Origin of the sequence: Paenibacillus sp. VTT E-133291 (assembly GCF_002264395.1) — a bacterium.
Taxonomy (GTDB): Bacteria; Bacillota; Bacilli; order Paenibacillales; family Paenibacillaceae; genus Paenibacillus_AQ; species Paenibacillus_AQ nitricinens.
The window spans coordinates 1-13,869 of sequence record NZ_NFVA01000084.1 but is presented as its reverse complement, the minus strand read 5'-3'; the positions used below and the strand labels follow the sequence as shown (position 1 = coordinate 13,869).

General features: G+C 40.9%; 15 protein-coding genes. All 15 read right to left on the bottom strand.

The annotated features are described in order from the left end of the window. Positions 1-19 precede the first annotated feature (19 nt). The 15 genes from CA598_RS25250 to CA598_RS25175 all read right to left on the bottom strand — a co-directional run bounded on the left by CA598_RS25250 (position 20) and on the right by CA598_RS25175 (position 13,720). Positions 20-895 carry a VOC family protein gene (locus CA598_RS25250; RefSeq protein WP_094878306.1) on the bottom strand — a complete coding sequence of 292 codons (876 nt, stop codon included), beginning with the start codon at positions 893-895 and terminating at the stop codon, positions 20-22. Between the two features lie 432 nt (positions 896-1,327). After that, positions 1,328-1,702: a hypothetical protein gene (locus tag CA598_RS25240; protein WP_094871333.1), complete on the bottom strand. Its 375-nt coding sequence runs from the start codon at positions 1,700-1,702 to the stop codon at positions 1,328-1,330. Further along, positions 1,699-2,445 (bottom strand): Type 1 glutamine amidotransferase-like domain-containing protein, encoded by a 747-nt coding sequence (locus tag CA598_RS25235; protein WP_094878305.1) that lies wholly within the window; start codon positions 2,443-2,445, stop codon positions 1,699-1,701. The genes CA598_RS25240 and CA598_RS25235 overlap by 4 nt, the downstream gene beginning before the upstream one ends. Positions 2,446-2,461: 16 nt before the next feature. Further along, positions 2,462-3,046 carry a GNAT family N-acetyltransferase gene (locus tag CA598_RS25230; protein ID WP_094878304.1) on the bottom strand — a complete coding sequence of 195 codons (585 nt, stop codon included), beginning with the start codon at positions 3,044-3,046 and terminating at the stop codon, positions 2,462-2,464. Between the two features lie 49 nt (positions 3,047-3,095). After that, positions 3,096-3,830 (bottom strand): metallophosphoesterase family protein, encoded by a 735-nt coding sequence (locus CA598_RS25225; RefSeq protein WP_094878303.1) that lies wholly within the window; start codon positions 3,828-3,830, stop codon positions 3,096-3,098. Positions 3,831-4,062: 232 nt separating this feature from the next. Further along, positions 4,063-4,485 carry an Rrf2 family transcriptional regulator gene (locus tag CA598_RS25220; RefSeq protein ID WP_094871326.1) on the bottom strand — a complete coding sequence of 141 codons (423 nt, stop codon included), beginning with the start codon at positions 4,483-4,485 and terminating at the stop codon, positions 4,063-4,065. 122 nt (positions 4,486-4,607) lie between these two features. Beyond that, on the bottom strand, positions 4,608-5,483 hold the full coding sequence (locus CA598_RS25215) for a YitT family protein (RefSeq protein WP_179283763.1): 876 nt from the start codon (positions 5,481-5,483) through the stop codon (positions 4,608-4,610). Between the two features lie 258 nt (positions 5,484-5,741). Continuing rightward, the gene (locus tag CA598_RS25210; RefSeq protein ID WP_094878301.1) at positions 5,742-6,824 is read right to left on the bottom strand and encodes a nucleotidyltransferase domain-containing protein; all 1,083 of its coding nucleotides are present in this window, start codon (positions 6,822-6,824) and stop codon (positions 5,742-5,744) included. An 84-nt stretch (positions 6,825-6,908) separates the two neighbouring features. Beyond that, on the bottom strand, positions 6,909-8,213 hold the full coding sequence (locus CA598_RS25205; RefSeq protein WP_094878300.1) for an alkaline phosphatase family protein: 1,305 nt from the start codon (positions 8,211-8,213) through the stop codon (positions 6,909-6,911). After that, positions 8,210-9,469 (bottom strand): MFS transporter, encoded by a 1,260-nt coding sequence (locus tag CA598_RS25200; RefSeq protein WP_094878299.1) that lies wholly within the window; start codon positions 9,467-9,469, stop codon positions 8,210-8,212. Before CA598_RS25200 ends, CA598_RS25205 begins: the two co-directional genes overlap by 4 nt. Positions 9,470-9,577: 108 nt before the next feature. Beyond that, on the bottom strand, positions 9,578-10,402 hold the full coding sequence (locus tag CA598_RS25195) for a hypothetical protein (protein WP_094878298.1): 825 nt from the start codon (positions 10,400-10,402) through the stop codon (positions 9,578-9,580). 24 nt (positions 10,403-10,426) lie between these two features. Continuing rightward, entirely contained in the window at positions 10,427-11,008 is a 582-nt protein-coding gene (locus CA598_RS25190; protein ID WP_094871317.1) for a DJ-1/PfpI family protein, read from the bottom strand. 16 nt (positions 11,009-11,024) lie between these two features. After that, the gene (map, locus tag CA598_RS25185) at positions 11,025-11,771 is read right to left on the bottom strand and encodes a type I methionyl aminopeptidase (protein ID WP_094878297.1); all 747 of its coding nucleotides are present in this window, start codon (positions 11,769-11,771) and stop codon (positions 11,025-11,027) included. 32 nt (positions 11,772-11,803) lie between these two features. After that, complete coding sequence (locus CA598_RS25180) at positions 11,804-12,724, bottom strand: YhfM domain-containing protein (protein ID WP_094878296.1); 921 nt, start codon at positions 12,722-12,724, stop codon at positions 11,804-11,806. A 363-nt stretch (positions 12,725-13,087) separates the two neighbouring features. Then, positions 13,088-13,720, bottom strand: coding sequence for an SGNH/GDSL hydrolase family protein (locus CA598_RS25175; protein WP_094878295.1), 633 nt, complete (start codon positions 13,718-13,720; stop codon positions 13,088-13,090). Positions 13,721-13,869 lie beyond the last annotated feature (149 nt).

Genomic DNA, 13,869 nt, shown 5'->3' with positions numbered 1-13,869 from the left:
CTTATCCATTGGTGATTAGTTATTTGGTATGACTTTTCACTATAAGTCTGATTCCAATATTCCACGGATCTTTGAATGTAGGGATTCCATTCTCTTCTACAACGGTGTAACCCGCCTGCTTAACACGCTCCACTACAGACGTACGCTCCGCTTCATTCGGAAGAAGTAAGGTGAAATAATCAATTCCTACTGCATCTGCAGGTGCCACAGGTGCGCCTTGCCCCGCCCATATATTCAATCCAATGTGGTGGTGATACCCACCTGCAGAGATAAACATTGCCGCACTGCCATAATTAGCCACTAGATCAAAACCAAGCAAACCAACGTAGAACTCCTTCGCCTTAGTTAAATTACCCACATGAAAGTGTACATGTCCGATCACCGTTCCAGCTGGAAGCCCATTCCATTCCAACCCTTCAGAAGCCGCCAACAAACCATCTACATCCACTGGGTCCGTTGTCATCATTACATGCCCTTCCGCATCATACTTCCATGTATCCCTAGGACGATCTCGATAAATTTCGATTCCGTTGTTATCCGGGTCCTGAATATACAGCGCTTCACTCACCAAATGATCTCCCTGGCCCACATCAATTCCCAAAGCGATCAAATTGCGCACAACGAGTCCCAAGCTAGGACGATCCGGAACAAGAATAGCAAAATGATACAGTCCAGCTACGGAGTTTGGACGAAGCACCCTTGCATTCTCAATCTCCCGCAGAATCAATAACACATTCTGACCATCAGCAGTCATTTCCACCTCACGGCCAGATTGCCGCAGAACACTTAACCCCACTACGTTCTGATAAAAGGTGAGCGAACGCTCTAAATTACTTACTCTAATTTGCACCAGACCAATCTCTACGTCCGGATGAAGTGTTGTTTTAGTTGTCATTATGTTTCCTCCCACTATTCCTGTAACTTAATCAGTTACAAATTAACTATCTTTAGTATAGTTACCTTCTATATGTTTGTCAATTACCAACAAAAAAATCATGCTGACTGATTCACAGCCAAACATGATTCATAAGAACACTTCATCCATTTACTAATAATCATCTGTTATATTCAAACAAATTATTCTTTTGCCGATTACACCCTCTCTGAATTTATATTGAATTCTTCGAACATGCTTCTTCTCCATCACAAAAATAACATCCGCCCAGCCCACATGCCCCTCAGAAAGTTTGATTCTCTGTTCCAGCAGATCTCACATCATGACCATCGATTCCTTGAAATATCTTCTCTGCAGTTAGACTTGCCAGCGATTCTGACTGCACACAAACAGTAGTTTAATTGAGAGCACCTTCCTTATCCGAGTAAAACCTTATTTCGTTTGTCCGTTTAGATAAACCCTCCTATTTAAGGAGGCATCCGAAACCCAGGTTGTTAATAAGTCTTTGTTAAAAAGATATTCATTACCAACTCTGATGTAAGGAAACATAGTTCCTTGAAAAATGCCCGATCTGCTTAAATTCTCATGCTCCGTTTTAATAATATTCATCACTTGATCTTCAGTCATATTTAAGTATAAGGCCGTCTCTTTAATATCGATCAAAAGCTTATCTGCCGTTACTATGGATGGCGTCTGGTCTTGATCAACTTCCAACTCTTTATCGCCATTAGTTATTAAACATCCAATAATAAATGAAACTCCTAGAATAAGACTCGCCACGATCATTGAGATTTGATTAGACTTCATTGATCACCTCCACCATACACTTCTTGAAGTGGTTTGTAGCTTGGGTGTTCTTCGATTTGCGTAACGACAACACCTCGCTCCGAGTCCATCACACGGTAGGCTTTTGCTTCTTCTCTGGTTGATATCACCTTATATTCATTATCTCTGTAGATGATGGCACAGTTATTATCCACTGCGATTCCGCGTATACCCCCACCATTAACCATACGCGAAAAATCCTCAACCCGAATATCCTCATCATAATGCGGACAATGAATACCTGGCAGAATTCCCAGCGCTTCAAGCTTAATATACTGCCAGTTCCCTTCATCATCAAAGGCTTCAGAGTCACTATGCCCATAGTCAAACCAGCAAATGGAACCTGCACTCAGCCCTGCTAATATGGTCCCAGCGGTGTACGCTTCTTTTAGAAGCACATCCACGCCGGTATTTTTCCAAATTTCAAGCATCTTTCGGGTATTGCCTCCACCAACATAAATCAGATCAGCGGATATAATTAACTCTGCGATTTCTTCATGGGTATTGGTTTGGCTCACAAGCAATAAATGACTTGTTTCACATCCTAGAATCTCGCCATACACTTTGTTGAACGTATCACAATAACCTGGTGCATCACTGCTAGCTGTTGGTATGAATAACGCTTTCGGATTAGCTTTCTGGGTTAACTTCACAACTTCACGATCCATTTCAAGCGTTTCTAGATCGATTAGCTCCCCCCCGCCGATTACCACGATAGTCCCCATAATTCCCCTACTTTCACTAGGATCTGTTTTTTCCCTTTCCGTATTCCTCTGCTAAAATACTGTAAATCTCCAAATCAATGAGCCCTTTACCTGACCATACATGGGCTTGTCTTAACGTCCCCTCTTTCATAAAGCCACTTTTCAAAAGGACCCGCTTGGACCGCTCATTAAAAGGCATGACTTCAGCTTGAATTCGATTGACCTCTGCCGTCTCAAATAAATATTTTTTCACCGTTTCAACGGCCTGAGTTGCAATCCCTTTTCCCCAATAAGACTCCGCCAAAAAATAACCAATCGTGACCATATCCACTTTTTGATTAAAATCCATAGCTTCGATAATACCTAGCAGTATGTATGGATTATTTTTACGGAAAATTCCCCACTTCACTCTTAACCCTTTATTAAAATCACGCTCGAAATGTCCGATCATATTCTTTACTGTATCTTTATTATGTTTCGGAATGATTCCGCAGTACTCAAACACTTGATCATTGCTATAAATACCAAATACCTCTTCAAGGTTACTAACTTCAATTTTTTTGAGGATCAGTTGCTCTGTTTCTAAAATAGGGAATTGCTCAAACACCTGACTAAGCTTCAATACGTTCCCTCCGTTACTTTTTGATGGCATGAATTAAGGTTGCCTTAAATTATCCCCGACCATTCCCTCTGTACTGCGCAGTTCTAAGCTCTCGAATATAGGGCTCTGTGGCTGGCATAACCGCATCTATGGCTTGTTGAATGGCTAACTCAATATCATAAGGAACTCTTACAAATTGTATATTCAAAGATGCTGTTGTCAGGCCCCCATACTCCCCCTCCAAAATCACATATGATGCCTGAGTGACATCAAGAGGATTCCCCACACTGCCCACATTAAATAAAGTCTTCCCTTCTAAATGTTGAATAAAAGCATTGTGAATATCCCCATAGCCTACGATATCCGCTTGTCGTTTCTCCTGACAGAGATCGGAATAACCAAACATAGACAATCGCTTTTCGTAATCATCCCAAGGCTGAATCCGTTCATAGTAACTTCTTGGCGAAGCATGAAATAATCGGATAAACTTACCACTCATCATAAACTCAATCGAGAACGGTAATGTGCCTAAATAAGCCAAACGGTCCTTCCCTAACAATTCCCGGCACCACCGGGCCATCTCAAAATCAACATCCTGATTCATTAGATCATCCCAGTTTCCCATAACACTGATTTCACAATTGTTCTTAATGATATCAACGGCTAGATCTGAATTCGGCCCTTTTCCAACAATATCCCCTAGGCACAATATCCTGCTAATTCCACGCTGCTTAATATCCTCTAATACGGCTGTCAAAGCCGGGACATTCCCATGAATATCTGAGATTAATGCGATCTGTTCCACTGTAAATCCTCCGTTCATTTTTCCACTTCACCATCTTAGAGTTTCCCTATATGAAGTATTATCTGTTTTCTGCCTTCTAAATACAGATTCTATGATTACGCCCTACTTCCCTTCTTTGAGTCACTACTCTCAATCCCCGAAATGGCATGAAAGATATATTTCTAATAAAAAAAAGACCACAAGCATGTTAGCACATGTTGTGGTCTTCATTCTAAGTTGCGATATGAGATGGTTATATTTCAGGCATTTCATTCACAATCTGCTCCAAAGTAACCTCTTGAAGGACATTCTCCATTGCCTTTTGCGCGAGAGAGAATACGGGTACAATGGCGCTGGCTATATTTTTGCCGACTGGACATTCAGGGTTAGGGTGCTCATGAACTGAGAACAACGAATCCTCCTCCACCGCGTTTACTGCCTTATAAATCTGAAGCAGTGTAATCTCAGCGGCACTACGAGATAGCGAGGCTCCTGCGACTCCAGGGCGGGCTGTTACCAGTCCTGCTTTTTGCAGCATACTCGTTAGCCGGCGGATAACTACAGGGTTCGTGTTCACACTACCAGCTATCCACTCCGAGGTACTTTTGCCCTCTTTATTACTGTCGATTAACGTTAATATATGAATGGCTACCGCAAATCGGGTGCTAATGTTCACTATAAATCTCTCCTTCTGCCTTACTGTCGTACAATTAACAAGTGCATTAATCAGATGCAACAATAATAGTTACATTTTATGCATTTGTCAAACACGGAGGAGATGTCACTTCAGGATCGTAATTAATGAATATTATGCTTTTTGAAATTACCGCCCTTAACTTCTGCAACATCATATACTACGACAAAAGCGTTAGGGTCAATTTCATGAATGATTTCTTTGATTTTGCTTTCTTCCAGACGGTTAATTACACAGGTGATTTCTTTGAATTGTTCATTCGAGTAACCACCGTAAGCATCTGTATAGGTTGCCCCGCGACCCAATCGGTCACGAATCGTTTCTACCATGATTTCCGGCTGAACGGTGATGATTTTAAACGTTTTAGAACCGCTCAGTCCTTCTTCAACAATATGAATCACTTTAGAAGCAATAAAATAAGCAAGTGCGGATAGAATCGCCCCTTGTAGACCAAATGCAGTTGAAACAACAATAAAGACAAACATGTTTAGGAATAAGATTAGATCACTTGTCCCAAAAGGTATTTTTCGTGAAAGCAATACAGCCAACATGTCGATCCCATCTAACGCCCCACCATTACGTAACGCTAAACCCATACCAAAACCGATGATAATCCCGCCTACAACAGTAATTAATAATGTATCCCCTTCAATAATCGTTGGCACATGGTGCATAAGGCTTGTACCAATAGCTAGTGAAGCAATACCAATAATGGAATAAATAGCAAAGCTTTTACCAATTTGCTTATATCCCAGCCAAACAAAAGGGATGTTAATTATAACAATTAGCAGCCCTAACGGTAATCCAAACAGCTGTGAGCCCACGATACTTAGGCCTGTCACACCACCATCTGAAACATTGTTAGGGATTAATACGGACTCCAGACCATATGAAGTAATAAGTGCCCCTATAATAATTAATATGACTTTTGAAAATATCTTCAGTTTATTTGATTTTTGATGCTGTCTTATACTATGCATTCCATTTCCCCGCTTCAAATTAGTTTTTTATATCACTGCAAGTGAATAACATCCACTGGACAAAAGCCGATAAAAAATAGTCTATAATAAATGTCACCACTTTTGCAAATCAGTCGCCGCTAGTATACTATCGATTATTTTACCCAGATGACTTAAAATAATTTTATCGTTCCATAAAAAATGAAAAACCAGACTACGAAAATTCGTAATCTGGTAATCTGGTAATCTGGTAATCTGGTAATCTGGTATTCTTATCTATCATACCTTCATATATTCGTTATATAATTCCTCAAAATTATCGTATCGCTCAACTTTCCTTCCTACCTTATTGTATTCTTCCAAATATTCATCCATGACCTGCAGGAACTGCTCTTTAAATAAATGCAGATGATCTGAATCAAAATACTGCATAAGATCAAACTTTTTTGTTCCCCTTGATTCTGTCATTTCATCAAGAAAATTTTGTGCGCCCATGGCTGCATAATAAGCATAAGATTTATCATTTGATTCCACACTGGCTATAACCTTATTACGGCTGTTACACCATAATTCCTCATAGCTGCCACCAAGATTATCATAGGTTGGAATAGGCTGAATCACAAAAGTCTTATACATTTTATTATATAAATTATTAACGCTTTCTAAAAATCTATAGGATGCACTTCTGATTTCAACGATTGTCTTCGCATCAATCACAGCTAAATATCTATTTTCAAAATCATCAGGAATATACCGATACGTAGCTATTTCCTCCGGATATCTCTTAAGTCCCCTTTTAAAATAGGTATTGTTCAAATGTGTTAGCGCATTCACCAAGTTGTATACAACTTCGCTTGAAGCATATCTCACTGCTCCGATATCTTCAAAAAGTAATGTATTTGTATATTCTTGCTTTGCTATGTCTATACTCTTTTTCGCTCTACTAATACATTCACTCCCTATAGGCTTTGCCAAAGCATCGAGTGCTCTTTGTCTATATAAATTTAGCTTTTCCAGATATTCAGGTTTCGCACAATATAACAGCTCTAGATCTATTAGACACGAAATCATCGGACTCTCAAGATTCGCTTGTTCTTCTATCCTTGTTTCCCATGGCGTACAGTATATGTCGTAGCCAACATCCTCCAAAATAAAACATGAAGATATCCCCCAGCCTTGGGCCGTGTTATTAATTATGATTAGATCAAGATCGCTTTTTTCATGAAAATCTCCGGTACTGAAAGAACCTGTAAGCCCAATGATTGCAATGTCATCAGGAAAATCTCTCTTAGCACGTTCAATAACCATATGAATAAGTCTGTCGTTTTTATTTAAAATTTTTTGTCTAATACCAGCATCCATATCCAATCCACCTCTAAATTCAATTTAATTCCATTGTAGATGGATATGGCTCAAGTAAATATTCCGACTTTATATATATTCAATCTATACCAAGAAAATTTCATCTAAAACTCTTCCGTCACAAGGATTAAAATCAATCCCTAAAATCTTTGCCATCGTAGGAGCTATATCTACCATTTCCAGATCCCCTATAGGAAAATCACTTTTCACCTTATTCCCTGAGATCACCAAGTTGCATCTATAATCCTCTTTATTGGGAGAGTAGCCATGCGTAGCATATTTAATCCCTTGTTTGTTCAAATCAACAATCGTAGGTTCATCCATGCTCTCATCGAAACAATAGCCTCTCCTAGCTTCAAGCATATATTTAGCGGATGGGCCCACATGAAGTTGATTCAGCTGCTCTCTAGTATACATTTCCTCTATACCTGAAGCGTCATCTTTCATATATTCCTGAATAACAGCTAACGCTAATTGTTCAGCTTCTTCATCACCTTCTTTAATATGCAGATAAGCGGCTCCGCCCCCACACTGAAAGTAAGCCCTCCACTTCATTTCGCCGTTATCTTCATAGATCAACCCTTTTTCCTGCAAAAGGTTGTTCAGATGCACTTTATACCTAACATTGAACTGGCCATGGTCACCCAATACCAAAAAAATCGTATCCTCCTTTATTCCGGCATCATCCACTGCTTGCATAATATCACCTAACCGTTTATCCATACGTGTGATTACCTGCATCACTTCATCGCTGTCAGTGCCGTAGACATGCTTGGCGTCATCCAGATCAATCAAATGCATCATAAGAAGATTTGGCTTTTTGCGCTTAATCGTTTCTATCGCACACTTTGTCGTGAAGTCATCCAGATAGGGCTGCTCAATCCCTTTTCGAAGCCGGCCGTATTTCAGCTCCATTTCGATACAATATAAGGGGCTCCCGCTTTTCAACACCTTCAGTGCCTGGTTTTCGTTATTGATGGCTCTGATTTCAGGGATATTGTATTGGATGGAGGATTTCCCTGATACCGGCCAGAGGATTCCAGAGGTACTCAAGTTATGCTCGCGCGCAGCATCATAAATCGTAGGCACCTTTATCGCATTTCTAAACCAGAACCAGCTTTGCTCCTTTTCCTTCACAAACGGCTGAAACGGATTGTTATGATGGATACCATGCTTATCTGGATATACACCGGTTGCTATCGTAGTGTGCACCACATAAGTGAGCGTAGGATATACACTTTTTAATTGATTACTATGTGCTCCGCTCTTTATCAATTTCGATAAGTTTGGAAGACGGCTGGCCATTTCCCATTGATCTTCTGAAAAGGCATCGTAAGAGATGACAATCAGATATTTGGCCATTGCCGTTTGTTCTACGCTTGACTTCATAGGATAAGTCCCTTCGGTTCATCTTGTTCAAGCTGCTCTTTAGGTAAAGTTATAAATACGAGGAATCCAATAATGAATAGTGGAATAATCGCTAAAATACTAAATTTAGCGTTGCCTGTCAGGGTAGTCGTTAAAGACATTACAGCAGGACCAACAATCGCCGCAAACTTGCCAAAGATATTGTAAAACCCAAAGAATTCATTGGATTTTTCCTTAGGAATAATCTTAGCATAATAAGATCTGCTGAGCGCTTGAATCCCTCCCTGGGCAGAACCAATTAGCGCTCCCAAAATAAATATATGCCACACTGAAGTAATAAAGTAAGCCGCGATACAGGAAATGATATATGTAAAAATCCCCACAATGATCATCGTTCTAGCGGAGTATTTTTTAGCGAGATTACCGTACAGGATAGCACATGGAAATGCGATAATCTGGATCACTAATAAGATTCCCAGTAGAGTAAAGGTATCAAAAGCATCCGCACCCAGAACCGATGTCGCATAGGGTACTACCATTTTAATAATGGTATCTACTCCATCAATATAGAGAAAGTAGGCGATCAAGAATACAAATACTACTTTATGCTGTCTGACATTTTTAAACGTGTCTCCTAGTCTTTTAAAGCTATTAATGATCGGTTTTGGTTCAGGTTCTATGTAATATCTTTGCTGCACATCCTTGATCATAGGCATGGTCAGCAGTCCCCACCAAAGGGCGGTGATTATAAATCCAATCTGATAGCCAATCGATTTATCCATTCCCATAAACAGAATCAGCAGTAGGCTAATACCGAATGGAATGACGCTGGCGATATATCCAAAAGCAAACCCTTTTGAGGATACCTTATCCATCCTTTCATCCGTGGTTACATCCACCAGAAAAGAGTCATAAAAAATATTGGCCCCGGCAAAACCTATGACTGACAAAATATAAAAAACAATCAATAACTGCCACTGCCCACTCGCAGGTGCAACGAAAGCCAGCGAAGCAGTAGCTATCACGCCGATCAATGAGAAAAATATGAAGAAGCGTTTTTTCTTATCCTTATAATCTGCCATCGTCCCTAAAATCGGGCTAAGGATAGCCACCAGAATACTCGCTATGGAATTAAAATACCCCAAATCCATGCTGCTGTTAACATTCGAAAACATCCCAAAAACAATGGGCAGTAAAGCCGTTGTAACTGCCATCGAATAAGCCGAATTTCCACAGTCATATAAAATCCATGATTTTTCCTCTTTACTTAGTTTCATCTAACAGCCACCTTTTCACCTAGTTCCTTCAGTTATATCACTTAAGCATATGTGGCATGTTAAATGCATGTAAAACTACACTTCATAATTCCAATGGAGAGCCGATCCTCATGTTCTCTCCTGTATTGTCAAACTCTTGAGGATCTCAGCAACTTGTAGAGCATACTTTTTACTCAAACGTGACTTACCAAGATTACTCTTCACAATCTTAATAATCCGGTGATCAGGGCTCTTAGCGAATTTCTCCAGCATGGCAAAACCCGCTTCAGGTTCACTCGCCACAAATACACTTAAGCTGTATTCAAGTCCCTTAGATAATACACGAAAATGCTCAGCTTCCTCATATTGCACTTCCCCACTCCCCATACTCTCGATGATTCGAGTAGCCAACTGAAGACAATAAAGCGTATTCTCTTTCTTTTTTAAAAGAGGAGGATGAGCTAACGCTGCTACAAAAGCTCGTTGTTCAAACCCATTCGCACCCTCCTCCCACATGTCGATCAGCTGCCTGACAAGGGCAAAATCATCCTCCCCTATACTTTGCAGCGCCATAGCAGACGCTTCACGCATCCTCCACCTGGAGTCGTTCATAGCTGCCTTAATGATGCTCTGAATCATAATTTGCTGATCTTCTTTAGCGTAGCTGTAATAAGCACCCAGCGCTCTAACCGCACAAAACGGCAGAAACTCACGGGGATCATTCACCCCAGCTTCTGCCTCTGTAAGATTAGCCCATGAATTAAGAAACTCCCAGTCTGTTTTTGTTAGTTTAGGATGAGCGAAATATTCGGAAAAATTTCCTGAGAGCTCCAAATTCACTCGCGGCCCGGGAAGATTGCTCTCCTTCATCAGCAAATCTCTAAGTTGTACCCACTGTTCTGTATCGCTTACCCATTGCTGAAACAGCATAACCATCATTTTTTGTCCAGCCATTTCTGATCCCTCCGGTATTTAACTTCAGATTCGAACAATCCCCTGCATCTCGTATGGATAATCAATCTGCTTTTTTACCGAATTCTTTGCTGCTTCTCCAGCCAAGTGTGAAATCAGATATAACCCCAGATCAATGGAAGTGGAAACTCCACCACCTGTAATCACATTACCATCATGCACAATACGGGTCTCTAAAACTTCTTCACAGTAAGGTTTTAGTAATTCATAGGCAGATGGATGGGTAGTAGCTTTTTTCCCTTTTAGCAGCCCCGCAGCCCCAAGCAGCAGTGAGCCTGTGCAGACGGATACCTTATAAGGAACATTGTGAGCACCTGCAATCCACGATACAAAAGCTTCATCATACTGGAGTTTACGTGTCCCCATTCCTCCAGGTACAAATACCATGTCATACTCCGAAAGCACTGGCAGCACTTTTCCAGCTTTAACTGTGAAACCTAACTCATCCGTCACTTCCTCCGACGCTGCACATATATCCCAAGACAAATTTTTGCCGATTTCAAATTGCCCCAATCGATAAATTACATCATAGAACCCCGCAAAATCTAAGAACGTAATCCCGTCAAAAAGTATAAAGGCGATTTTCAATTTCGCACTCTCCTCTTTATGGTTTGGTTAGGATGATAGGCTCACCTTTAGTCACAATAATCGTATGTTCAAACTGTGCTACCCGGCCATTGTCTACAACACTTAGTGTCCATCCATCCGACTGTTGCTCCACGTAATCTGCCCCAGTTGAGAGAAAGGGTTCAACTGTAATCACCTGTCCCTCTTTTAATACTGTAGTCACTCTTGGATTGTAGAATGGTAAGATTTCAAAAGGCTTCTCATGGAGTGATTTGCCAATCCCGTGGCTGCACAGATTACGTACCACTCTATAGCCGCGTTTCCGAGCTTCGAGTTCCATCATTCTGCCAATCTCATTGACCTTCATCCCTGCTCTCAGATGATTGATCACGCTCATCATAGTTTCCTCTGCACTCTGGCATAGACGAAGAATATCATCATTATAAGGTGGTAATTGAAACGAAACTCCGGCATCCCCATAATATCCATTTAGCTCAGCAGATACATCTATATTGATCAAATCACCAGCATTAATCACTCTAGGACCAGGAATCCCATGTGCAACCTCTTCATTCACACTGATGCAGGTGCTGCCTGGAAAATTATACGTTTTCATTGGGGCTGAAGATGCTCCGAATTCCGCTAGAATTTCAGCTCCAATCTTATCAAGCTCCGCTGTTGTCATACCTGGAGTTACTTTCTTTTTCATCTCGGCGATGGTATGTCCTACTACTTTCCCTATGGCTTTTAGCCCTTCTAAATCTTGTATGGTATCACTCGTCATCTATCACACATTCCTCTCACTTCTGGTATGAATCACTTGTCTAACTTCTGAAATGCACTTCCATTCCACTGAAAAATATCTTCCATCTGTTTACCCGCTACATTATCGTAATAACTTCTCTTGAAGCTATGATCATCCACTTTATCAAGCTTTATCGAATACCCCTTAGAAGTGCTGATAAACAAATCAGAGTCTGGTTTGGTCTCTAATTCCTCTATACTGTTATTTTCCCTAAGCGTAAACAGCTTATAGAAGTAACCGTTACTGGATCCGTACTGACCAATCGTAAAATCCGGATCGCCGTCGCCATTATAATCCTCAAATTGAATTTGAAAAAAATCATTAAATATTAAGGGGTCCTTAAAATGTTCGCTGAGCGGAAAACGATACAAAGTTCTTCCTTGATCATCGATAAGCGCAAGCCCAAATCGGCCACTCCAATTTCTTCCCATCAACGGACCTGGTGTTGTCCAATTCTCACTGTAGGTTCCATCTAAAAGCTGCAGATCCAAGAATTCGGCTCTAGTAGTGACCGAAGAGAGGTCATTATGTGATATTGTTACTGGCCCTTTAACCTTGACCGAAGACTCCAACGACTCCGTCTGTTCAATGTTCGCCTTATCTGCTGCCCCAAAAATGAGTTTCCTTAATTGGTCCGAATTCTTCACCGGAATAGAGTAGCCTTGACCACCATTCTCGGCTGTAGTAAATACTCCTCTATAGCCGGGTTCATCACCTATTGCTATGTAATAATCCTTCGAGTAGCCATCACCGTAAACAAGCTTCATTTTAAATTCAGGAGCCCAATCCAGCTCTCCCAACAATTTATTGCTCTTGTTCATAGCTTCCGCAAGTGTCTTAATCAGAGTGGAGTCCTTCAGCATCAGGGTCTCAGAATATTCTGATTGGTCAGCTTGATTCTGATCACTGGTTGTTACTGAGGTTAATGACACTCCGGTGATCCACCTGGCATTGATGAATCCCACATCATTCTTACATCCACTTAACAACGTAACCACTACCAATGATACAACACACAGTAAATGCCTAATACGGACCGCCTCCAAGAAAAGAAACATAATCCAATTATAACAGCGTCCATAAATATAAAGAAATCGGCTTTCCGAACCGTTACAAGCATAAACGCTTTCGCATCCCTATAGGGGCGACAAGTGTTTAAACGAGAAATATAAGGATAATTTATAACATGGAACATATAAATTCTTATATTTTAAAAAAAAGACTACAACCTGCTCCTTTAATGAGTGGTTCTAGTCTTATAGAATCAGTAAATATGTAGTGATACGATCAGACGATTATGCTTGAATTGCGCCTACCGTCTTAAGCCAAGCCTCTGCAATAAGCGCATGACCCGCAGGTGATGGATGTACTCCATCCGGAGCCCAATAAGCAGGTTCTGCTTTCACGGATGCCGCAGCAAACAGGCCATCCAGCGGAACAAGCAATGCACCATATTCACGTGCCAGTTCACGAACAATGTGAATTTTAGGGTCCAGATCCTGGCGCCAGGTTTTACGATCTTCTGGGACAGGCAACACGAATGGCTCGATTAAGACTAATTTAGCAGCCAGCGAATGCTGCGTGCGTTCGATCAGGTCACGATAGGCAGCTTCAAATTGTTCAGGCGTTGTTTCCTGACCAGAATCAAAGCGGCGCCAAGTGTCGTTAATCCCAATATATAAGGATACCCAAGTCGGCTTCAGATTCAGGCAATCCTTCTCCCAGCGTTCCTGCAAATCTACTGCACGGTTTCCGCTAATTCCACGATTATAAAACGTAAGATTCTTCTCAGGATATAAATGCCCCAGACGAGCGGCGATCATCAATGCATAGCCTACACCAAGCGATGACGCATCTTCATAATTGCGACCCCAATCCGTTATACTGTCGCCTTGAAACAGAATGACATCGTTTTGTCGGAATAACATCACGTAATCCTCCCCTATTTCCACTGTTAATATTAGCCAATATAGTATATCAAAAATGATTACTACGTACCAGGACAATCATTAACAATTCATGGTAGAAACCACTAGAGATCAACAAAAAAGGGGCTGTCTCAAAAGTAGATTTTCTA